The sequence below is a fragment of the Halanaerobium saccharolyticum genome, from assembly GCF_003053565.1.
Lineage (GTDB): Bacteria > Bacillota > Halanaerobiia > Halanaerobiales > Halanaerobiaceae > Halanaerobium > Halanaerobium saccharolyticum_B.
In genome coordinates, this window is sequence record NZ_QAXS01000044.1 from 1 (window position 1) to 23529 (window position 23529).

Here is a 23529-nt window from a genome sequence, read left to right on the forward strand (position 1 = left end):
TGGTTTCTGTGATATCTTTGTCCATAGTATATGCTCCTTATTTTTTGGGATTTGGACAAAGACTATCCTAATCCCAATTATAAGGAGTTTTTCTAATTTAAGCAAGTATTTTCGCTAAAAATCGAACTTGACTTTTCTTAAATATTTTTATGCAATGCTAGTGATTTGATATTGAATAAATGAAATCTATAGTATAATAAAAAGAGTCAGGGATGTGAGAAGAGAAGATGAAGATTAAAAATTTCAAGTTTTTAGAGGGAGCAGCTAAAGCAGAAGGGCTAACAGTAATCATTGATGTTTTCAGAGCCTATACAACCGCGGCTTACCTTTTTGCAAATCAGGCAGAAAAGATATTTATTGTCAGTAAAGTGGAAACTGCTCGCAAGTTAAAAAAGGAATTAAATAATCCGGTTTTAATTGGCGAAAGAAAAGGAATTAAAATTGAGGATTTTGATTTTAATAATTCTCCTTATTTTATTTCTCAGCATAATTTTATGGGGAAGGAAATAATCTTAAGTACCAGTGCAGGAACTAAGGGAATCATTGCTGCTGAAAATGCAGCTGAGGTTATAACCGGTAGTTTTGTTAATATTTCAGCAGCTGCAGAATATATTAAAAGCAAAAATCCCGAAACTGTTTCACTGGTTGCAATGGGCAATAATGGAGTGACAGAGGCAGACGAAGATAATCTTTATGTTGATCAGTTAGCAAATCTGCTAAAAGGCAAAAAAACTCTTGCTCAGGCTGAAATTAAGGCTAGGCTAAGAAGTCCTGCTGGAGACAGGTTTTTTGCAGATGAGACACAATCAGAAATGCCCAAACAGGATTTTGAATACTGTTTAAAATTAAATAAATTTAATTTTGTGATCAGGGCAGAGCAGATAGATTCTGATATTTATCAATTGATAAGAAAAGAGGTGGATTAAATGAAAAATGTTTTAATAAGCTTAGTAATTATTTTAGTTCTATTAGTTGGAGCAGCAGTTACAAATCCTTCTCGGGAAGAATTTATTAACTGGGGGGTAGCAGAAATCAGAGCTGAGGCAGAAAGTGATCTAGAAAGGATTTTTGGAGGGGCAGTAGCTGCACCGATGCTTGAATTACAGACTGAGGTTGATGATTATGTCTTCTTCAGTATTTTTACTCTGCAGAAATCAGAGAGTGAGGTTAAATATTTAGGTGTTTTTAATAATATTTTTAGCCTCGGTGAGAATTAAAACGAAAAATTTTGATTCTCTAATTTGACATTAGAGCTGAATTTAATAAAATAATGTATGGACAATTAAAGTAGGCAATTTATTTTTAGGATAATTAATCTGGAGGAGATTGGATAATGGATGATTATTTAATTCGAGCAATAACAACTAATAAAGAAATTAGAGCTCTGGCAGTTAAATCAACTGAAGTTGTCAGGGAAGCACAGGAAAGACATCAGACCACCCCGGTGGCAACTGCTGCTTTAGGACGAGTAATTACCGGTGCTTTATTAACTGGATCCTTAGTTAAATCTGGCGATGAGATAGTTTTAAAAATCGAAGGCACGGGTCCTGCCGGGAAAATAGTAGCTGATGCCAATCAGGAAGGTGAAGTAAGGGGATATATTCAGAATCCTAATCTTGACTTGTATCAGACTGATTCAGGTAAACTTGATGTAGCAAAAGCTGTTGGGGCAGGAGAACTTTCACTGACCAAAATTATGAGAATGAAAGAACCTTATACAGGAAGTGTACCCCTGATTTCGGGTGAGATTGGGGAAGATTTAACTTATTATTTTACAGCTTCAGAGCAGGTACCATCCGCTGTGGGGCTGGGAGTATTAGTGGACACAGACCTCAGTGTTAAAGCAGCTGGTGGATTTCTTATTCAATTACTGCCAGATGCTTCGGAAGAAACAATTCAGATGCTGGAAGATAATCTAGCTAAGGTGAGTTCAGTCAGCAAATTAATTGAAGCAGGAATGACACCGGAAGAATTGTTAGAGGAACTGCTGGGAGATATGGATTATCGAATTATGGCCCGCAAAGATGTTAAGTTTAAATGCCGCTGCAGCAGAGAAAGAAGTTATGAGTTAATAGCAGGGCTTGGTAAAGAAGATATAGAAGAGACGCTGGCTGAAGAGGGTGAAATTGAAGTTCGCTGTCATTTCTGTAATAACACTTATACTTTTGATAGAGAAGAAGTAGAAGAACTGCTGGCTGAATTAGAAGCAAGAGAAAAAGATATTCCAGAAGTTGATACAGATCAAATTGTAGTTGAACCTGAAGATAACAAATAAATGGCTAAATATTAGCAACTAATTAAACCGCAGAGATTTTAAACTTCTCTGCGGTATTTTTTTAGCTTTGCTGCTGTAGTTCGGGGCAGTAAGGCTTTTAAATATATATTATTTTTTTGGTATTTCTCTTCATAAACCTTAGCTGTATTGTGAATTTTTTCTACCCAGGATGCTTCAGAATAGGGAAGATCCAGTTCTACTTCGACCATTTCTTCACTGATAATCTCATTTAATTTTTTAATAACAGAATCAGTATTAATTCCTTTTAGAGCTGAAATGAAAAGTGCATCTGGATAAATTATTTTCAGATCATTTAGTTGCGATTCTTCGATTAAATCAATTTTATTAAAAACTTTGATAATTTTACAATCGGGCTCTACAAGTTCTCTGATTTCATTATTTACAACTTTAATATTTTTTTCCAGATTAGAGTTTGAAGCATCGATTAGATGCAGAATAATATCAGCATTTTCAATTTCTTCCAGGGTAGTTCTAAAAGAAGCTACCAGCTGGTGGGGAAGCTTGCTGATAAAGCCAACTGTGTCACTTAAAATAATATTCTGGCCTACAGGTAACTCCAGCTGCCTCATGGTAGAATCAAGGGTCGCAAACAATTTATCAGCAGTATAACTGTCAGCTCCAGCAAGTCTGTTCATTAGTGTTGATTTACCTGCATTTGTATAACCAACAAGTGCTGCTAGCGGGTCACGCCGGCTGCTGCGCTGAACTTCTCTACTGGCTTTAATTTCCTTTAAATTTTCTTTTAAACGGTGAATTTTCTTTTCAATTCGACGGCGGTCAACTTCGAGTTTTGTCTCACCAGGACCACGAGTTCCAATTCCACCTGCAAGTCTTGACATTTCCACTCCTCGTCCCTGCAGACGGGGAAGACGATATTCTAACTGGGCAAGTTCCACCTGAATTTTACTTTCACGGCTGTGGGCGTGGCGGGCAAAAATATCTAAAATTACCTGAGAGCGGTCAATTACTTTAATCTCAATTTCATCTTCCAGATTACGCTGCTGAACAGGAGAAAGCTCGTTGTCAAAAACAATTAAGTTTGCCTCTACAGTTTCTGCTGCTTCTTTAATTTCTCTAACCTTACCACTGCCAATATAATAAGCAGGATCAATTTTGCGGTCATGATAGGTCATTTTCAAAATACTTTCTGCACCTGCTGTTTCAACCAGCAGTTTCAGTTCATTTAATTCTCCTTCGTTTAAGCCAACCAGAACAGCTTTTTCTTCCATTTGTGCTACCTGATACATATCATTATCTTGATTGATTTCAAATTTGTTATTAATATTATCATCCCCTGATCATCAATTTTAAAGTTAAGAAGAATCGTTTTATTATTAACTAAATTCATTATAACATTTTTTAAAGTAATCTAAAATATTAGAGCTTATTTCTAACTAAATCAAAGAATAATTGTGCAGTTTGCTAGAAAATGAGAGCTAATATAATTTAAAAGCTTATTATAATGTGAAATTAAACACTTTTATACTTGATATTATAATTTATGCATGTTATTCTATAAATGTCAGATAAGATATCAGGTTAAAAGACTGATTTAACAACCACTATAATTTTATTTCATAAACAAAATATTTTTTTATTAGCTTTTGTTATAATCTTCACAATAACTTTATAAGTCCAAAAGGAGGATAATTAATGAAGTTTAAAGAGGTAAGTACAGTAGAAGAATTTGATGAGATGATTTCTGAAGTAGAAGCCGCTCAGGAGAAATATGCACAGTACAGCCAAAAAGAAGTTGATGAGATTTTTAGAAGAGCATCGATTGCTGCTAATGATCAGCGGATTCAGCTGGCTAAACTGGCTGTTGAGGATACAGGAATGGGAATTGTTGAAGACAAGGTAATTAAAAATCATTTTTCATCAGAATATATTTATAATAAGTATCGTGATGAAAAAACCTGCGGAATTTTGGAAGAGGATACTGCTCATGGTGTTAAAAAAATTGCAGAGCCGATTGGAATAATTGCTGGAATAGTTCCGGTAACCAATCCAACTTCGACCACAATTTTTAAGTCTTTAATTTCTTTAAAGACCAGAAATGCTATTATCTTTTCTCCGCATCCCAGTGCTAAAGAATGTACAATTGAAGCAGCCAAAACTATTTTAGAAGCTGCAGTGGAGGCGGGAGCTCCGGAAAATATTATCGGCTGGATTGATCAGCCTTCAATCGAGTTATCACAGCATTTAATGCAGCATCCCAAAGTCAGCATGATTCTGGCAACTGGTGGCCCAGGAATGGTTAAAGCAGCTTATTCCTCCGGTAAACCGGCTATTGGAGTTGGTGCAGGTAATACACCGGCGGTAATCGATGAGACTGCTCATCTTAAAATGGCGGTAAGTTCAATCTTGATGAGTAAAACTTTTGACAACGGAGTTATCTGTGCTTCTGAGCAATCAGTAACTGTAGTTGACGAAGTTTATAATAAAGTTAAAAAAGAATTTGAAGATCGCGGAGCTTATATTTTAAGTGAAGCTGAAAGAAAAAAAGTTTCCGAGCTTCTTCTGGTTGACGGCCACATTAATGCCAAAGTTGTAGGGCAGAGTGCCCATGATATTGCAGCTATGGCAGGGGTGAATGTGCCGCAGGATGCTAAAGTATTAATTGCAGAAGTAGAAGAGGTTGGTAAAGAAGAGCCATTTTCTTATGAAAAATTATCACCAACTCTTGCTTTATACAAAGCATCTGATTTTAAAGCTGCAGTGGCAAATGCAGTAGAATTAGTTAAGTTTGGTGGAATTGGCCACACCTCCGTTTTATATACTGACAGAATAAATGAGGAGCGCAAAGATTATTTCAGTCATCAGATGAAGACAGGTAGAATTTTAGTAAATATGCCTTCATCTCAGGGAGCTATTGGTGACATTTATAACTTTAAGCTCGAGCCATCATTAACCTTAGGTTGTGGATCATGGGGTGGAAATTCAGTCAGTGAAAACGTGGGGGTAAAACATTTAATGAATACAAAAACAACTGCAGAAAGAAAAGAAAACATGCTCTGGTTTAAAGTTCCTGAAAATATTTATTTTAAATATGGTGCTCTACCTTCTGCTCTAGCCGAACTGAAGGATAAAAAGCGGGCCTTTATCATGACAGACAAGCCGCTGGCAAAGATGGGTTATACTGACCGCATAACTGATGAACTGGATAAATATGGTGTTGATTATAGAGTTTTTGCCGATGTTGAGCCGGATCCAGAAATTTCAATGGTCCGAAAAGCAGTTAAACAGATGCAGAGCTTTAATCCAGATTTAATTATTGCTCTTGGTGGTGGTTCACCAATGGATGCAGCTAAAATTGCCTGGCTCTTATATGAACATCCTGAGGCTGAGTTTAAAGAACTGTCAATGACCTTTATGGATATCAGAAAGAGAATCTATAAATTTCCTGAGCTTGGAAATAAAGCTGAATTAGTTGCGATTCCAACTACTTCCGGTACCGGTTCAGAAGTGACTCCTTTTGCAGTAGTAACAGATGACAGTACAGGGATTAAGTATCCGATTGCAGATTATGAGCTAACACCTAATATGGCAATTGTTGATCCCGATCTAGTGCTTTCAATGCCTAAAACACTGACAGCACACTCTGGAATAGATGCTTTAGTTCATGCAATAGAGGCTTATGTTTCAGTTTTATCAAGTGAATATACCAGAGGTTTATCTTTAGAAGCAATTAGGTTAATCTTTAAATATTTACCTGAATCCTATCATGGTGGAGCAGATGCTCGTAAAGCAAAAGAAAAGATTCATTATGCTGCTACAACTGCCGGGATGGCCTTTGCCAATGCCTTTTTAGGAGTCTGTCACTCAATGGCTCATAAGCTGGGCTCAGCTTTTCATTTATCACATGGACTGGCAAATGCCCTACTGATTAATAATGTAATTAAGTATAACTCCAGTGATAAACCGGTTAAACAGGCAGCTTTTCCTCAGTACAAATATCCAAGAGCCAAGATTAGATATGCAAAAATAGCAGATCACCTGGGACTGGGTGGAAGAACTCCTGAGGAAAAGGTTGATCTTTTAATAGATGCGATAAATGAATTGAAAGCAGAATTAGATATTCCTGCAACAATTAAAGCAGCAGGAGTAACAGAAGAACAGTTTAATGCTAAAGTTGATAAAATCTCCGAATTAGCCTTTGATGATCAGTGTACAGCAGCAAACCCCCGCTATCCACTGATTTCTGAAATCAGAGAGCTCTATCAAAAGTCTTTTAAAGGAGATTTATAATAAATTTGCCCAAATGCTAAAATATACTCTATGCAGAAAGATGCTCTCCCCAGAGCATCTTTTTGTGATTCGAAATATCGTATATAGTAGATATTTTACTAATCTTCGCAAAATTATAATTTAAGTTCTTAAGCATTCTGTCAGATAAAACTTAGGAGGAGTCAAAATGAATGAAATTATTATTTGTGTTGGCAGCAGCTGCCATCTAAAGGGATCAGAAAAAATAATTGAAATCTTTAAAGAAGAAATTAAAAAAAACCAACTTAAAGATGTCAAAATTTCCGGCAGTTTCTGTCAGGGAAACTGTACTGAAGGAGTTAATATAGAGATAAATGACCAAAAAATAGCAGCAGTTACTGAGGAGAATGCCAGAAAAATTTTTAAAAGGCATCTGCTGGCTGATCAAAATGAATGAGACACTAATTGTCAAGCCTGCCAGCTGCAAGGACTGTCATAAGTGTCTGAGGGAGTGTCCGGTGGCGGCAATCGGATTTAAAGACAATCAGGCTTTTATCATTGAAGAAAAGTGTATTTACTGTGGTAACTGTATTAAGACCTGTCCCCAGGGAGCAAAAAGTGCCCTGTTTGAGGAAAATAAATTGCAGGCTTTTTTAGAATCTGACAGTTTTTTAGTAGCATCTATAGCACCATCTTTTGCAGCAGCTTTTCCTGATCTCAAACCCGGACAGCTAATTAATGCTTTAAAATTAATTGGCTTTGATTATGTAGCGGAGACTGCAGAAGCTGCAGCACGAGTAGTACAGCAGTTTAAAGAAGAAAGAAAGAAAATGGATCAAACACTGATGACTTCCTGCTGTCCGGCAGTAGTTAATTTAATTGAAAAACACTATCCTGAATTATTGCCGCAGCTGGCTTCAGTTCTTTCGCCAATGATGCTGCAGACTGCTGAATTAAAAAATAAATTTGAGCGGGCAAGAGTTGTTTTTATTGGTCCCTGTCTGGCTAAAATTGAAGAAGCAAAAAATGAAAAAAGAAGAGATTACCGGCCTGATATTGTAATAACTTTTGAACACCTGAGGCTTTTTTTAGAGCAGCAGGGAATAGAAGTTGCTGAACTGAAAGAAGCAGAAGTTGACCTTCCTGCCACCCAGCTGACTGCAGATTATGCACTTTCTGGTGGGGCGGTAAAGGCAGCAGATTTACTCCGAGCTGACCCTGGATGTGGAAATAAGGCTCTGCATTTAAGTGGGCTGGATAATATCATAAATTTTTTGGAGGACTTAAAAAGAGATGAAGGAAAGATAAAAGTCGAGCTGGTAGAACTTCTTGCCTGTAGCGGTGGCTGTATTAATGGACCGGCAATTAATAATGAATTGAGTATTCCTTTAAAAGAGTTAGAAGTTCATAATTATTTATCCGCAAATAAAAAAAATAAAGTAAAAAGTTATCTTCCAGCAGATCCAGAAATATCGATTCAAAGAAAACATCAGAATAAAAAAATGAAGCTGCCTGAAGTGCCAGAGTCAGAAATCAGAAAAATTCTAGCTGCGATTGCTAAAGAAAAGAAGGAGGATGAAAAAGACTGCGGCGGCTGCGGCTATTCCAGCTGCCGGGAAAAGGCAGCAGCGGTTTATCACGGCTTTGCAGAAAAGAAAATGTGTATTCCCTATATGAAATCACGAGCAGAGTCTCTTTCTCAAATTATTGTGGAGTCATCACATAATGCAATTATAGTGGTCAATGATCAGATGCAAATTCAAAAATTTAACCCGGTGGCCCGGGAATTATTTGCCCAGAAAGGCAGAGAACTGAAGGGAATAAAACTGGATAAATTCATTGACAGCAGCAGCTTTCAAAAAGTCTGGAATCATAATCAGCGCCTTATTCACCAAAAATGTTCTTATAAAAATGGAACTATTATCGTTGATCAGACAATTTTTGCTCTCAAGGAGCATAAAGTAATAGTCGGTATTTTAACTGATATCAGTCAGCAGGAAAAACAGCGGCTTAAACTGCAGAAGATGAAAAAAGTAGCTGTGGAAAAGACAAATGATGTTGTCAATAAACAGATGCAGACTGTTCAGGAAATAGCTGGACTTTTAGGGGAAACAACTGTAGAGACTAAAGCGGCTTTAACAGAACTCGCAGATTTGCTGCAGGCTGGTGATGATTAATGGATCTGGTTTTTGAAGAGTTTTATAGATCAATTCCTAAAGGCGGAGAAGAAGTCTGTGGTGATAATGTAGAAATTATCAAAAAAAATAAAAAAACCATTGTTGTTCTATCAGATGGTCTGGGAAGTGGTATTAAAGCTAATATTCTTTCTACCCTGACTTCCAAAATTGCCTCCGGACTGCTGGAAAAGGAATTACCTTTAAAAGAAATTCTTTCAACAATCCTGGCAACACTTCCGGTCTGTGAAGTCAGAGGAATTGCTTATGCAACCCTGGCTTTTTTAATAATTGATCAAAAACATCAGCTTCGGCTGATAGAAATTGATAGCCCCTCAGCTTTTTTATTTAGAAATAATCAGGTGCAGAAATTAAATTATCGAGAATTTGAATTAGAAGGTAAAAAAATTAGAGAAGCCAATTTTAAATTTCAGCGATCAGACCAGCTATTTCTAGTTAGTGATGGGGTGACTCATGCTGGTATAGGTGGACTTTTAAATTTTGGTCTGGGCTGGGATGGAGTTGCTAAAGAAATTGAAAGAACAGTCAGAAGAAATCAGGCTGATTTAAAATATAATATTAATAAGCTGGTTAAAGTTTTTAATACCTTTTATGGAGATCAGGCCGGTGATGATTTTACAATTATCGGAATGAAATACAGAAAAAAAAGAAAAGTGAATATCTGGAGTGGTCCTCCCTTAAAAGCAGAGGATGACAGTCTGCTTGCGGAAAAAATCTCTGAGGCCGAGGGTAAAAAAATAATTTGTGGCGGTACAACAGCTCAAATTGCAGCTCGCGAACTGAATAAAAAACTGGAGGTTGGACTAAAATATTATGATAAAGATATTCCTCCAACCAGTCAAATGGAGGGCTTTGATCTCCTAACTGAAGGGTTATTGACATTAAATAGGGTTCTTTCACTGTTAAAAAAATATAAACCGGGTCAGATTCCGGCTGCTGGTAAAGATGGAGCTTCTCGTTTCACCCGACTACTTTTAGAAAGTGACAGTGTTAGATTTTTGGTGGGGCGAGCTGTTAACGAATCTCATCAGAGCCTGAACCTGCCCATTAATTTAGGAATTAGAAGCCAGATAATAAGTCAGATTGCTGAACAGCTTCGGAGAATAAAAAAGAAGGTTGAAATTGAATGGTTTTAAGCCAGAGGAGGTGGAATAGATGTCTAAAAATACTTTAAAAATATGTATAGGAACCCCCTGCCACTTGATGGGAGCTGCTGATCTGCTGGAGTCTGTAGAAAATCTTAATCATAAGCTACGGGAAAAGATAGAGTTAAAAACAAGTCACTGTATTGATAACTGCTGTGAAAAGGCGCCGGTCGCAGAATTTAATGGTAAAGTTTATCAGGATCTAAACCCGGAAAAACTAGATAAGATTATAAGAGAAAATATAAGATAGGAGTGTCAACAAGATGAGTAATAATATTTCTGAAGTTGTTAAATTAAAGAGAAGATTATATATTGAACTGCTGAAACTCGTTAAAGCGGGAAATCTGACTTCTGAAATTTCCAGCCTCTCTGAAAGAATGATAACTAAAGACACACCCCGCTACAGATGCTGTGAATTTAAGGAAAGAGCCATTTTTGATGAACGAATCAAAGCAGTACTTGGCTTTAATATTGCTGAGAATAAGGATCGGGGATTAGAAGAACTGGCAGCTTCTTTTCCTCGTCAGCAGAAAATAAGTAGTGTGGTCGAGGTAATTGATATGGCCTGTGACAGCTGTCCGATTGATAAATACATTGTTACAGATGCCTGCAGAAATTGTGTGGCTCATAAATGTGTTAATGCCTGTCCGGTAAATGCGATAGTAATTATTCAAAACAAAGCCTATATCGATCAGGAGAAATGTGTGGAGTGTGGAAAATGTGCCCGGGCCTGCTCTTATAATGCTATTTTAGAAAATCAGCGTCCCTGCAGCAGAGCCTGTGAACTTGATGCCATCAGTTCTGATTCCAACCGCCAGGCTAAAATTGATAGAGATAAATGTGTCAGCTGCGGCAGCTGTATTGCAGCCTGTCCTTTTGGAGCGATAACAGCAGTTAGTGATTTGATTGAAGTTGCAGTAAATCTATTTGCTGAAGAAAGCAAACTGGCTGTGATGCTTGCCCCTTCATTTTTAGGCCAATTTGGACATCAGCAGAGTGCAGCAAAGGTAAAATATGCTCTGAAAAAAATTGGTTTTGAGCTGGTCAGAGAAGTTGCAGCTGGAGCTGAAATAACAGCAGCAGCTGAGGCTGAAGAATTAACCGAAAAAATTGAAGCTAATGAGACATTATTTTCCTCCTGCTGTCCTGCTTTCAAATCCATGGTAGAGAATGAATTTGAAGAACTTTCCGCTCTGATTTCCAGTACAGATTCACCGATGGCAGTAACCGCGGCAGAAATTAAGAGTAAAAACCCAAGATTTAAAACTGTCTTTGTTGGCCCCTGTACAGCAAAAAAAGCAGAGGCTCTAAAAGATAAAAATGTTGATTATGTTTTAACTTTTGCCGAACTGCTCGCACTATTTACCGCCAGCAATATTAATTTAGCTCAAATAACTAAAGAAGAAAAATTTGAAGATGCAGGGGAGCTGGGCAGACAGTTTGCCTATGCAGGTGGGCTGCAGAAATCTCTACAGGAAATGGTTGCAGCTGATTTTGAAAGCAAACAGGTAGATGGACTGGGGAAATTGAAAAAAGAACTTCTTTTAATTAAGGCGGATAAACACAAATATAATTTTCTGGAGGGGATGGCCTGTACAGGAGGCTGTGTTGGGGGACCATTTTCAATGATCAATCAAAATCTGGCAAAAAAGCTGGTCAAAGAATTTGCAAAAGTTGATTGATTTTTTAGTTCTAAACTGCTTAAATTTCTGCTTAAAAATTGATAAAAACTTATAAATGTATTATAATTGAAATGCCGGGATACCGGCATTTTTTCTGTTCAATATGCAGGAAACACTTGATTAAAGCCAGAATATGATTAGTTAGTGGAGTGATTTAGATGCCTAAATATCCTGATGGTGGAGTTTATATTTTAAAGATAAAATTGGAGACAGAAAAAGAAATTAAGATTGGAGCTCTCGGCAAAAAGATTTTTTCTCCCGGTTATTATTTTTATGCCGGCACAGCTCAGCGCAACCTTAAAGCAAGAATTGAGCGCCACTACAGCAGTGATAAGAAATTTCACTGGCATATAGATTATTTTTTAGCTGAATCTGAATTAGAAGCTGATTTTTATTTTGAGCTGCCGGGAGAGGGCGAATGTTTTCTGGCTCAGATTTTAAAAGAAAATGGAGGCAAAACACCAGTCAGTGGTTTTGGAGCCAGTGACTGCAGCTGCGGCAGTCATTTAATATATTTTTCAGAGGCAGCAGGTAGTAAAATCGTAGAAGAATTAATAAATGATAAAAATGTAGAAAAAGAATTTAATGAATTTAGTAAATAAAATGATTTTAATAAGGAAGTGGTTCGGTGGAAGACAGTGAAATTCTGAAAAATCTTAATCCGGCTCAAAAAAAGGCAGTAGAACATCACCAGGGTCCGGAACTGGTGCTTGCAGGTGCCGGCAGTGGAAAAACAAGAGTTTTGACCAGAAGAATTGGATATTTAATTAACCATTATGGGGTATCTCCCTATAATATTTTAGCCGTTACTTTTACCAATAAAGCAGCAAATGAGATGAAAGAAAGAGTAAAAGATATGGTGGGTGGAGTAAACAGCAGCCTCTGGGTCAGCACTTTTCACTCTTTTTGTGTCCGTATTTTGAGGCGAGAGGCAGAAAAGCTGGGCTATAATAAAAACTTTGTTATTTTTGACAGTCTTGATCAGCGAAAACTGGTGAAAGAGGTTTTAAAGTCAAAAAATTTAGATCCCAAAAAAATCAAACCCAGATCAGTTTTAAATAAAATTTCGAATGCAAAAAATGAACTTAAAACTCCAGAGCAGATGAGTGCAGTCTCTGGCAGCTTTTTTGACCAGACTGCTGCTGAAATTTACGAAGAATATCAAAAACGGCTCAAGGAAAATAATGCTATGGATTTTGATGATTTAATTCAGCAGACTGTAAGACTTTTTGAAGAATTCCCACTGGTTTTAGAACACTATCAGGAGCGTTTTAAGTATATTCTGGTCGATGAGTACCAGGATGTTAACCATGCCCAGTATCAGCTTGTAAACTTACTGGCAGAGCAGTACCGCAATGTCTGTGTTGTGGGTGATCCTGACCAGGGGATTTACGGTTTTCGAGGAGCGGATATTCGGAACATCCTAAATTTTGAGGATGATTATCCTGATGTTAAAACGATTCGTCTAGAGCAGAATTACCGCTCTAAGGGGAATATTTTAAAGGCTGCTCAGGCAGTTATTAAAAATAATGCTTCCCGCAAAGAAAAAGAGCTCTGGACAGACCAGGGTGAAGGACCTAAACTGGAATTATATGAAGCAAAGGATGAAAAAGAAGAAGCTGATTTTGTCTGCAGAACTGCTAAGGAGTTAACAGAAAATGAAGAGCTAACTTTTGATGACCTGGCTGTTTTGTACAGAACAAATTCTCAATCTAGAGCGTTTGAAGATATGCTGATGAAATATGGTATCCCCTATCAGATAGTCGGTGGGGTCCGTTTTTATGAACGGATGGAAATCAAAGATATTATGGCCTATCTGCGTCTGATTTATAATCCAGCTGATGATATCAGTTTTTTAAGGATTATCAACCGCCCCAAAAGAGGAATTGGTGCGGGGACTCTGGGCAAAGTTCAGGATTTTGCTGAAGCAGAAGGCCTCAACTTATATGAGGCTGCTCTAAAATCTAAAGAAAATCCTGCTTTAAGTGGGACTTATGCTAAAAGAGTTCTTCATTTTACAGAAATTATTGAGGAGTTAAGAGCAGAACAGGATGAGATTGCTCTGGCAAGATTGACCGAAAAACTTTTAGATAAAAGTGGCTACCGCCATAATCTTGAAGAAGAAAAAACTGCTGAAGCAGAAAGCAGACTGGAAAATATAGAAGAACTATTCTCTGTTATTAATGAGTATATGAAAAACAGTGATAATAATACGCTGGCTGGATTTTTAGAGGAAGTCACTTTAATGTCAGATATTGATTCTATGGAAGAAGATCAGAGTTTTTTAACCTTAATGACTATTCATTCTGCCAAAGGACTGGAATTTCCGGTAGTATTTCTGGTGGGGATGGAAGAGGGGATTTTTCCTCATTCTAATTCAATGTTTGAACGAAAAGGGATGGAGGAAGAAAGGCGGCTCTGTTATGTGGGGATGACCAGGGCTGAAGAGAGACTCTTTTTAAGCAGGGCTCAGGTTAGACTTCGTTTTGGAGAAAGAAAAATGAACCCCCCCTCTCAATTCATTGAAGAAATACCAGCTGATCTGATTTCTGGAGCGGCGGATACCCGTTCTGATATGGCCAGAGAAGAAGAAATGATTCACAGTGATAATTCTGGTACTGATTATGCTATTGGGCAAAAAATTGTCCACCCCCGCTGGGGAATTGGTACAATTCTTTCAATTAGAGGCAAAGAAAATCCGGAATTGAAAATTGCCTTTGCAGAAGGAAAGACCAGAAATTTACTGGCAGAATATGCTCCAATACAGAAAGTGTAGGTAGGTGTTAAGATGACAAAAACAACTAAAGAGAAAGCTGAAAAGAAAATTAAAGCTTTAAGAGAAAAAATAAGAGAGCATGAGTATAAATATTTTGTGCTTGATGATCCCTCAATTTCTGATGCTGAATTTGATCAACTGATGCAGAAATTAATCAAACTGGAGGAAGAATTTCCAGATCTAATAACTGAGGACTCTCCTACCCAGAGAGTTGGAGGGGAGGTTCTGGATGAATTTGAAAAAGTAGAGCATTCTTCGACCATGCTCAGCCTTGATAATGCTTTTGATGCTGGAGATTTAAGAGATTTTGATCAGAGAGTTCAAAAAAATCTCAGTGGAGAAGATTACCAGTATGTAGTAGAACACAAAATTGATGGACTTTCGGCAGTAATGAGATATAGAAATGGTAGTTTTGAACTTGGAGCTACTCGGGGGAATGGTGAAGTTGGCGAGGATATTACCAAAAACATGAAAACTATCCGCTCACTTCCTTTAAAAATTGATGAGGAGGCAGAACTGGAGCTCAGGGGAGAAATTTATTTAGCCAAAAGTGATTTCCAGCGTTTAAATGAAGAAAGACTGGAAAATGATCAGGATACCTTTGCTAATCCACGCAATGCAGCTGCAGGTTCAGTTAGACAGCTGGACAGTAAAATTGCTGCCCAGAGGAGTTTATCAATTTTAATATATGACCTTATTTCTCATTCAGCCAGAGAATTTGAAACCCACCTTGAAGTTTTTTCTTATTTAAAGGAGCTGGGTTTTAAAGTCAACTGGCATCAATCAGCTGCAGATATTGAAGCAGTTATTGAAATCTGTGAGCACTGGCAGGAAGACAGAGAAAGTCTGGATTTTGAAATTGATGGCCTGGTAATAAAGATAAATAATCTTTCACTGAGGGAAAAGTTGGGTTCAACAGCAAGGTCGCCACGCTGGGCAATTGCTTATAAATTCCCCGCTCAACAGAAGACAACTGTCATCAAAGATATAGAGATTTCACTGGGGAGGACTGGTGCTTTAACTCCTACAGCCATTCTGGAGCCGGTGGAGCTTGCTGGATCAACAGTGAGTAGAGCAACTCTGCACAATGAAGATGAAATTAAAAGAAAAGATATTCGAATTGGAGATACAGTTTTAGTGCAGAAGGCTGGAGATATTATTCCTGAAGTTGTAAAAGTAATTAAAGAAGAGCGAGATGGGTCTGAAAAAGTTTTTGAAATGCCTGATCAGTGTCCTGTCTGCGGTGGTGAGGTAATTAGACCTGAAGGTGAGGCTGTTACACGCTGTACAAACATCAGCTGTCCGGCCCAGCGCAAGGAAAGTATTCTTCACTTTGTTTCCAGAGATGCAATGAATATAGATGGAGTTGGACCGGCCTTGATTGAACAGCTGCTGGAAAATAATCTGATAGAAGATTATGCAGATCTTTATTTCTTAAAACAGTCACATCTTAAAGACTTAGATAGAATGGGAGAAAAATCTTCTCAAAATGTTATCGAAGCAGTTGAAGCAAGTAAAGACAGGGATTTTTTTAGAGTTCTCTATGCTTTAGGAATTCGACATGTCGGAATTGGAGCTGCTAGAATTTTGGCAGCAAACTTTAATTCTATAGATGAGCTGCAGGAAGCCTCAGCAGAAGAATTGGAGGCGATTGATGAAATTGGTCCGGTAATTGCCGAAAGTATTGTTGGCTTTTTTAAGGAGAGGCACAATAGGGACCTTTTGAGTAGATTAAAGCAGGCTGGGATCCGACTGCAGAAAGAGGAAGAAGAAAAAGAAAAGTTTCTGGAAGGTTTAAAGTTTGTTTTTACCGGTTCCTTAAATAATTACAGCCGCTCAGAGGTTAAGGATCTGGTTGAAAAAGCAGGAGGAAGGTCTGTCTCTTCAGTTAGTTCTAAAACTGATTATTTGGTTGCTGGCGATAACCCAGGTTCTAAATATGATCAGGCTCAGGAACTTGGGATTGAAATATTGACTGAGGCTGAGTTTAAGAACTTAATTGAAGAAAAAAGTTCAACAGAGAAGTAAGTATTTTTAGATGCTAATCATTAAGGATTAGCAATTCAAATATTTTATTACTAATTATCCTAAAGTGAGGAGGAAATTTAAATGATTGATAAAAAGGATGTAGAATATGCAGCAGGTTTAGCACAGCTTAAACTTGATGAAGAAGAAAAGGAAAAATACACCGAGCAGATTGGTGAAATACTTGACTATGTTGATAAGTTAAGTGAACTGGACACAGATGATGTTGTTCCAACAGCCTATACTGTACCTATGAAAAATGTACTGCGTAAAGATGAGGTTCAGGAGTCGCTGCCGCGAGAAAAATCACTGGCTAATGCACCGGATGAGAAAGACGGACAGTTTAGAGCACCAAAAATCATGTCAGATTAAGCAGTTAAGGAGGTAAGAAAATAAAATGAATATTTATGATCTAACAATTCACGAATTAAAAGATAAAATTGCTGCCGGAGAACTGACTCCTGCAGAAATTAAAAATGCCTATTCAGATAGGATAAATGAGGTAGAGGATAGTGTTAAGTCTTATATTACAGTAACTGATCAGCTTGCAGATCAGGGACTGGCAGCATATGAAAAGAAAAAGGATGGACTCTTAGCTGGAATTCCAATTGCGGTTAAAGATAATATGTCAACAGATGGCATAAAAACCAGCTGTGCTTCAAAAATGCTGGAAAATTATAAACCACCATATGATGCAACAGCAGTTGAAAAGTTAAGTGAAGCTGGGGCAGTAATTATGGGAAAAACTAATATGGATGAATTTGCTATGGGTTCTTCAACAGAGAACTCTGCTTTTTTCAACACCCATAACCCCTGGAATTTAAATCATGCACCTGGTGGATCGAGTGGTGGTTCAGCAGCAGCAGTTGCAGCAGGAGAATGTGCAGCAGCTCTGGGATCAGATACAGGTGGTTCAATTAGACAGCCTGCAGCTTACTGTGGAGTTGTTGGTTTAAAACCCACTTATGGGATGGTTTCCCGTTATGGCCTGGTAGCCTTTGCTTCATCCTTAGATCAAATTGGTCCCATAACTAAAGATGTTGAAGACAGCGCAATTATGATGAATGTAATTGCCGGTCATGATCCAAAAGATTCAACTTCGATTGAGGGTAAAAAGGAAGACTATACTGAATATCTTAAAGAAGATGTCAGCGGGATGAAGATCGGTATTCCTGAGGAATACTTCAATTTAGACTTCGATAAAGAGGTTAAAGAAAGTGTAATGGCAGCTGTAGAAAAATTAAAAGAAGCAGGAGCTGAAGTAGAAACGGTACATATGACAGATGCTTCTTACGCACTGGCAGCCTATTATGTAATTGCTCCTGCAGAAGCCAGCTCTAACCTGGCCCGCTATGATGGAGTTCGCTATGGACTGCGCAGTGAGCATGCTTCTGATGTCAGCGAGATGTTCACAAATACCCGTCACGAAGGATTTGGCGATGAGGTAAAAAGAAGAATTATGATTGGTACCTATGCTTTAAGTTCAGGCTATTATGATGCTTATTACCTTAAGGCACAGAAGGTTAGAACTCTGATTAAAGATGATTTTGATCGGATTTTTAATGATTTTGATCTGATTGTCACTCCCACAGCTCCTACAACAGCGATTGAGCTGGGTTCAAAGAGTGATCCTCTAGAAATGTATTATACTGATATCTTTACAGTACCGATAAATATAGCTGGTGTGCCTGCAATGTCAGTTCCCTGCGGCTTTGACAGTAATCAGATGCCAATTGGACTGCAGTTAATTGGACCTCACTTTGGTGAAGGAAAAATTATTCAGGCAGCCTATACTTTAGAGAAATTATTAAATATCAAAGATAAGAGAGCAGAACTATAAATTATTGAGAGAGGTGAAAAAATGTCCACTAAATATGAAACAGTCATTGGACTTGAAGTCCATGTACAGTTAAACACAGAATCTAAAATTTTCTGCGGCTGTAGTACAGAATTTGGTAAGGAACCAAATGAAAATACATGTCCGGTCTGCCTTGGTTTACCAGGGACTCTGCCGGTTTTAAATAAAAAAGTAGTAGATTATGCAATTATGGCAGGTTTAGCTTTAAACTGTGAAATTGCTGAGTACTCTAAATTTGACCGTAAAAATTATTTTTATCCGGATTTACCTAAAGCCTATCAGATTTCACAGTTTGATCTACCGGTTGCTGAAAATGGAAGAATTGAAATTGAAACTGATGAGGGGATTTTTAATATTGGTGTAACTAGAGTCCACTTAGAAGAGGATGCTGGTAAATTAATCCACGAAGGCAGTATTGATAAATCAAAAGGTAGTTTAGTTGATTACAACAGAACTGGAGTACCTTTGATCGAGATAGTTAGTGAACCTGATATGAGAACTCCAGCTCAGGCAAAGGCCTATTTGACTGAGTTAAAAATGATTATGGAATACCTTGATATTTCTGACTGCAACATGGAAGAGGGTTCACTGCGTTGTGATGCCAATGTTTCTTTACGTCCTGTTGGTCAGGAGGAGTTTGGTACTAAAGCAGAGCTTAAAAATATGAACTCCTTTAGTGCTGTAGAAAAAGGCTTAGAATATGAGGTGAAGAGACAGCGTCAACTTCTGGAAGAAGGTGGAGAAGTTGTTCAGGAAACAAGAACCTGGGATGAGTCTTTAAATAAGACTATTTCTATGCGCGGTAAAGAAGAAGCACATGATTACCGCTACTTCCCTGAGCCAGATTTGGTTCCTCTAGAAATTAATGAAGCCTGGAAGGAAGAAATGCGCAAAGAGATTCCGGAGCTGCCGCGAGAAAAGTATAAGCGCTTTGTTTCTGAGCTGGGACTGCCTGAATATGACGCAGGTGTGCTGACTGGAGATAAAGATATGGCAGTTTTCTTTGAGGAAGTGCTCAAAGACTATGATGACCCTAAAAACTTAAGTAACTGGATGATGGGTGAATTTTTAAGACTGCTCAATGAAAATAATCATTCTCCATTTGATTCCGGTGTGACTCCGCTCAATCTGGCCAGGATGCTGAAGCTAATTGATGAGGATGTTATTAGCGGTAAAATTGCCAAAGAAGTATTTGAAAAAATGTACAACAGCGGCAGTGATCCAGAGACTATTGTCGAAGAAGAGGGTTTAAAACAGATTAGTGATGAAGATGAATTAGAAAATATAGTTGATGGAATTATTGCAGAAAATTCAGATGCTGTAGAAGATGTTCAAAATGGTAAAGATCGAGCCATTGGATTTTTAGTAGGTCAGGTAATGAAAGAAACAAGAGGTAAAGCTAATCCTGGTCTGGTAAATCAGATGCTCAGAGATAAATTAATGGATTAATCAGAAGCTAAGCAAGTAAATCAATAAATTATTAACTGGCCTCCGTGAATTTTTATTTCAGGGGGGCCAGTAAAATTATTAGCAGCTATCTGAATACTATTTTTGAGGGTGATTTTTTTGAAAATTGAAAATATAAGAGAAAAGATTCAAAATAGAATACCCGGGCCAACCAGAATCCAGCATTATTTTTCAGTTTTAATTCCGCTAATTGAAATAGATGGAGAAACCCACTTAATCTATGAACTGCGGTCTAAGAACTTAAATACTCAACCGGGAGAAGTTTCTTTTCCAGGAGGGCGGATTGAGAGGGGAGAAGAATTTTCTCAGGCTGCTGTTAGAGAATGCAGTGAAGAGCTTTTGATTCCAGAGAACAAAATTGAACTGCTGGGGGAAACGGATTATTTAATAACACCCTTTAATTTTATAATTTATGCCTTTGTAGGAAAAATCAATGTAAAATCAATTGAAGAAATCAAAGTTAATAATTACGAAGTGGAAGAAATTTTTACAGTCCCCTTAGACTTTTTTCTAAATCATCAGGTTGAAAAATATGCAGCAGTTTTAAAAAGTGAGTTTGATCAGGATTTTCCTTATCATCTTTTACCTCAGGGAGAAAAATATAATCCGCGTCAGGGAGATTATCAGATCTATTTTTACCGCTATCAGGGCCGTGTTATCTGGGGGATTACTGCAGAAATAACAAAAACTTTTATTGATATTTTAAAACATTAAATTGTTTTCTTAGGAGGAATTAAGAAGTCTGTCTATAATTTAGTATTAATAATCGATAAAAAATCAAATTACTTGGAATAAAGGAGTTGATTTCTAATGCTGGACTTTATTTTTGCAGACAGCTGGTCACCTTACATTGTTGGTTCATTAATTGGGGTTTTAAGCTGGTTTTCTTTTATAATTTCAAAGAAAGCACTGGGAACTTCTACTACTTTTGCCCGGGGCTCTGCTAAATTAGGAGCCGTTTTCTTTGGGGCAGAGGTTTATGATTGGAAATATTATCAGAAGTATAAGCCAGAACTTGAATGGCAGTCGATGCTGGTTATTGGAATTGTAATCGGAAGTTTTATTTCAGCAGTTCTTTCTGGAGAGTTTAACCTAAGCTTAATACCACTAACTGATTTCGAATCAATTTTAAATCAGAACATTCTGGGAAGATTATTTTCTGCTTTTGTGGGTGGGATTTTCCTTGGATTTGGAGCCAGGCTTGCAGGTGGCTGTACAAGTGGACATGGTATTAGTGGAACTTTTCAGCTGAGTATCGCCAGCTGGATTAGTCTGATTGGCTTTTTTGTTGGTGGAGCTGTAACTGCATTTATAATTCTTTAATTAAGGTAGGTGAAGTGATATGGAAAGTAAAACTAGATTAATTAAAGGGCTTGCTACCGGAATTGTTTTTGGCTTTCTGCTCCAGCGTGGTGGGGTAACAGATTATAATGTGCTGGTAGGTCAGCTTCTTTTAGAGGATTTTACCGTGGCAAAAATCATTTTGACAGCTGTAGTTGTTGGGATGCTGGGAGTTCATTTTTTAAGTGATAGAGGGCTTGTTGAACTTAAACCTAAATCAGGTTCTCTAAGGAGAACTATTCCCGGATCACTGATTTTTGGAGCAGGTTTTGCCTTACTTGGATATTGTCCAGGAACAATTGCAGGAGCGATTGGTCAGGGGAGTGTAGATGCTTTACTTTTTGGACTTTCAGGAATTTTTGTCGGTTCATTTCTATTTGCTGCTTTTTATGAGAGATATGATAATTTAATAGAAAAGAATAAATTTAAATTTAACACCTTTCCTGAGCTTTTCAAAATAAATCACTGGCTGGTTATTGTTCCTTTATCAGCAGTAATAATTATTTTTCTAGTCTGGATTGAAAGTATAGGGTTTTAAGATGGATTTTGAAATAGCCTTAACCTTAATAGTTCTGTTTACAACAATAATATTATTTATAACTGAAACTTTTCGGGTAGATATTATTGCAATTATAGTAATGTTAACTCTTGGCTGGACAGGTCTTCTAACTCCAGCTGAAGCTTTTTCCGGATTATCCAGTAATGCAGTGATAGCAATAATTGCAATTATGATTATTGGTTATGGAATGGAACAGTCGGGAGTAATGCAGAAAATCACCAGGCCCCTGCTCAAAATTGCCGGTGAAAATGAGAAAAAGCTAACAGCTATTCTTTCTCTTTCGGCAGGGCTTGTTTCCGCTTTGATGCAGAATATAGGTGTAATAGCTTTATTTTTACCAGTTGTTAGGAAAATAACAGCAAAGTTGAATTTATCGTTAAGAAAAGTATTAATGCCAGTTGGTTTTGCAGTAATTTTGGGAGGCAATCTGACGATGGTTGGAGCTGGTAATCTAATTATTCTTAATGATCTCTTGCTTCAACAGGATGCAGAGGCATTTAACCTTTTTGCTGTATTTCCTATTGGTCTGCCTATTTTATTATTTGGGATTGCTTATTTTTATTTTTTTAGCAAAAAGCTGCTGCCTGCTGAAATAAAAAAGGAGGAAGGTTTTTTAGAAAAACAGCAGCGATTAATTTCAAACTGGGAACTGGCAACTACTGTTCACAGTTATCTAATCACCGATGATTCTCTGCTCTTAAATAAAACTCTTGAAGAATCAAAACTCTGGTCCAGTTATAATCTTTACCTTCTAGCTATAAAGGAAGGTGATGATATTGCTTATGCACCCTGGCGTTTTACCAGATTTGCATCCGGTCAAGAAGTAATTATTATGGGAGAAGAAGATAACTTGAACTCATTTGCTGAAGATCATAATTTGAGTTCAAAAGGAAAATATAATGATTATTTGGATCATCGCGAACTGGAAAACACTGCTTTTGCTGAGCTGATGATAGCACCGCATTCAGATATGGTCGGGAAATCTATCAGAGAAATTGCACTAAGAAAAAATTATTTCATTAATCCAGTTCATTTGATTAGAGGAAAAAGAGAGATAACTGGAGATTTTTCTGATTTCATTTTAAGACCCGGAGATATACTGGTTGTCTATGGTCTCAATGAAAATATTAGGCGTTTAAAGACTGAAACTGATCTTGTTCTGCTCACTTCTTTACCGGAGAAGACTGCTACAAATAATAAACCATTTGCAGCTATTGGGTCATTTTTACTGTCCATTTTACTAATTATTTTAGGTTTTAACATAGGGCTGGCTTTTTTTACGGGGGCAGTACTTATAATTTTATCAGGAATTGTTAAACTTAAGGATCTTTATCAGGCAGTTGACTGGAAGACAGTTTTTTTATTATCAGGCTTAATTCCACTGGGGATAGCTATGGAAAAAACTGGGGCTGCTAGTTACCTGGCTAATTTATTAATCATGCCGTTACAGGAGGCGCCGGTATTTTTAATTCTTTTAACAGTATCTCTTTTGGCAAGTATTTTTACATTATTTATGTCAAATGTTGCAGCTACTGTTGTACTGGTTCCCCTGGTAATGATAATCGGAAATCAGATTGGTATTTCTGCAAGGGGACTTGCTCTGCTGGCTGCAGTTTCAGCTTCTAATTCATTTATTCTACCAACTTACCAGGTTAATGCCTATTTTATGTCAGCCGGTGATTATAAGAGTAGTGATTATTTAAAGGCAGGAGCTTTACTCTCCTCAGCTTATATTTTTATTTCTAGTTTAACTCAACTTTCGGCGTTAGAAATCATTAATGATTTCTTGATATAACCAGGAAGAAGCTCAAAAAAGTAGTCTAATAGGTCATTTATCTTTTCTTCAGTTAATGTTGAATAATCATGTAGAGTCTTTTTGAAAAGGTCTATGATTAAAAATAATGCTTCAATATGACTTAAATCTTTTAGCTCATCACAGTATTCAAAAAACATACCGCCAAAAGTCTTTTCGTCTTCAT

General features: G+C 37.3%; 20 protein-coding genes and 1 pseudogene. 19 read left to right on the forward strand and 2 right to left on the reverse strand.

What is annotated here, in order from left to right; all coding sequences use genetic code 11:
- Window positions 1–227: 227 nt before the first annotated feature.
- The 3 genes from C8C76_RS13165 (at window position 228) to hslO (ending at window position 2275) form a co-directional block, all read left to right on the forward strand.
- Window positions 228–926, forward strand: coding sequence for a 2-phosphosulfolactate phosphatase (locus tag C8C76_RS13165; RefSeq protein ID WP_108142411.1), 699 nt, complete (start codon window positions 228–230; stop codon window positions 924–926).
- The gene (locus C8C76_RS13170; RefSeq protein WP_108142413.1) at window positions 927–1217 is read left to right on the forward strand and encodes a hypothetical protein; all 291 of its coding nucleotides are present in this window, start codon (window positions 927–929) and stop codon (window positions 1215–1217) included.
- Window positions 1218–1333: 116 nt separating this feature from the next.
- Window positions 1334–2275, forward strand: coding sequence for an Hsp33 family molecular chaperone HslO (gene hslO, locus C8C76_RS13175; protein ID WP_108142415.1), 942 nt, complete (start codon window positions 1334–1336; stop codon window positions 2273–2275).
- Between the two features lie 38 nt (window positions 2276–2313).
- Here the strand turns inward: hslO and hflX are convergent, their stop codons facing one another.
- Window positions 2314–3525, reverse strand: a complete 1212-nt coding sequence (hflX, locus tag C8C76_RS13180; RefSeq protein WP_108142417.1) for a GTPase HflX — start codon at window positions 3523–3525, stop codon at window positions 2314–2316.
- A gap of 424 nt (window positions 3526–3949) precedes the next feature.
- On the opposite strand from hflX, the gene adhE reads away from it, so the two are divergent.
- The 16 genes from adhE to C8C76_RS13260 all read left to right on the forward strand — a co-directional run bounded on the left by adhE (window position 3950) and on the right by C8C76_RS13260 (window position 23345).
- Entirely contained in the window at window positions 3950–6544 is a 2595-nt protein-coding gene (adhE, locus tag C8C76_RS13185) for a bifunctional acetaldehyde-CoA/alcohol dehydrogenase (protein WP_108142419.1), read from the forward strand.
- 166 nt (window positions 6545–6710) lie between these two features.
- Window positions 6711–6959 carry a (2Fe-2S) ferredoxin domain-containing protein gene (locus C8C76_RS13190; RefSeq protein ID WP_108142421.1) on the forward strand — a complete coding sequence of 83 codons (249 nt, stop codon included), beginning with the start codon at window positions 6711–6713 and terminating at the stop codon, window positions 6957–6959.
- Window positions 6910–8679: a [Fe-Fe] hydrogenase large subunit C-terminal domain-containing protein gene (locus C8C76_RS13195; RefSeq protein WP_258222570.1), complete on the forward strand. Its 1770-nt coding sequence runs from the start codon at window positions 6910–6912 to the stop codon at window positions 8677–8679. Before C8C76_RS13190 ends, C8C76_RS13195 begins: the two co-directional genes overlap by 50 nt.
- Window positions 8679–9833 (forward strand): SpoIIE family protein phosphatase, encoded by a 1155-nt coding sequence (locus tag C8C76_RS13200; RefSeq protein ID WP_108142423.1) that lies wholly within the window; start codon window positions 8679–8681, stop codon window positions 9831–9833. The genes C8C76_RS13195 and C8C76_RS13200 overlap by 1 nt, the downstream gene beginning before the upstream one ends.
- A gap of 19 nt (window positions 9834–9852) precedes the next feature.
- Window positions 9853–10092, forward strand: coding sequence for an NADH-quinone oxidoreductase subunit NuoE family protein (locus C8C76_RS13205; RefSeq protein WP_108142426.1), 240 nt, complete (start codon window positions 9853–9855; stop codon window positions 10090–10092).
- A gap of 13 nt (window positions 10093–10105) precedes the next feature.
- On the forward strand, window positions 10106–11524 hold the full coding sequence (locus C8C76_RS13210) for a monomeric [FeFe] hydrogenase (protein ID WP_108142428.1): 1419 nt from the start codon (window positions 10106–10108) through the stop codon (window positions 11522–11524).
- 158 nt (window positions 11525–11682) lie between these two features.
- On the forward strand, window positions 11683–12126 hold the full coding sequence (locus tag C8C76_RS13215; protein ID WP_108142430.1) for a GIY-YIG nuclease family protein: 444 nt from the start codon (window positions 11683–11685) through the stop codon (window positions 12124–12126).
- A gap of 26 nt (window positions 12127–12152) precedes the next feature.
- Window positions 12153–14300 carry a DNA helicase PcrA gene (pcrA, locus tag C8C76_RS13220; protein WP_108142432.1) on the forward strand — a complete coding sequence of 716 codons (2148 nt, stop codon included), beginning with the start codon at window positions 12153–12155 and terminating at the stop codon, window positions 14298–14300.
- Window positions 14301–14312: 12 nt separating this feature from the next.
- Window positions 14313–16328 carry an NAD-dependent DNA ligase LigA gene (ligA, locus tag C8C76_RS13225; protein WP_108142434.1) on the forward strand — a complete coding sequence of 672 codons (2016 nt, stop codon included), beginning with the start codon at window positions 14313–14315 and terminating at the stop codon, window positions 16326–16328.
- Between the two features lie 81 nt (window positions 16329–16409).
- On the forward strand, window positions 16410–16697 hold the full coding sequence (gene gatC / locus C8C76_RS13230) for an Asp-tRNA(Asn)/Glu-tRNA(Gln) amidotransferase subunit GatC (RefSeq protein ID WP_108142436.1): 288 nt from the start codon (window positions 16410–16412) through the stop codon (window positions 16695–16697).
- 25 nt (window positions 16698–16722) lie between these two features.
- Window positions 16723–18165: an Asp-tRNA(Asn)/Glu-tRNA(Gln) amidotransferase subunit GatA gene (gene gatA / locus C8C76_RS13235; RefSeq protein ID WP_108142438.1), complete on the forward strand. Its 1443-nt coding sequence runs from the start codon at window positions 16723–16725 to the stop codon at window positions 18163–18165.
- A 21-nt stretch (window positions 18166–18186) separates the two neighbouring features.
- On the forward strand, window positions 18187–19632 hold the full coding sequence (gene gatB, locus C8C76_RS13240) for an Asp-tRNA(Asn)/Glu-tRNA(Gln) amidotransferase subunit GatB (protein ID WP_108142440.1): 1446 nt from the start codon (window positions 18187–18189) through the stop codon (window positions 19630–19632).
- 108 nt (window positions 19633–19740) lie between these two features.
- Window positions 19741–20364: an NUDIX hydrolase gene (locus tag C8C76_RS13245; protein ID WP_258222572.1), complete on the forward strand. Its 624-nt coding sequence runs from the start codon at window positions 19741–19743 to the stop codon at window positions 20362–20364.
- 96 nt (window positions 20365–20460) lie between these two features.
- Window positions 20461–20973 (forward strand): YeeE/YedE thiosulfate transporter family protein, encoded by a 513-nt coding sequence (locus C8C76_RS13250; RefSeq protein ID WP_108142444.1) that lies wholly within the window; start codon window positions 20461–20463, stop codon window positions 20971–20973.
- Window positions 20974–20992: 19 nt separating this feature from the next.
- Window positions 20993–21529: a DUF6691 family protein gene (locus C8C76_RS13255; protein WP_108142446.1), complete on the forward strand. Its 537-nt coding sequence runs from the start codon at window positions 20993–20995 to the stop codon at window positions 21527–21529.
- 1 nt (window position 21530) lies between these two features.
- Window positions 21531–23345, forward strand: a complete 1815-nt coding sequence (locus C8C76_RS13260; RefSeq protein WP_108142448.1) for an SLC13 family permease — start codon at window positions 21531–21533, stop codon at window positions 23343–23345.
- Here the strand turns inward: C8C76_RS13260 and C8C76_RS15210 are convergent.
- A pseudogene (locus tag C8C76_RS15210) lies at window positions 23303–23529 on the reverse strand (IS4 family transposase); the annotation flags it as partial. The gene C8C76_RS13260 and the pseudogene C8C76_RS15210 overlap by 43 nt on opposite strands.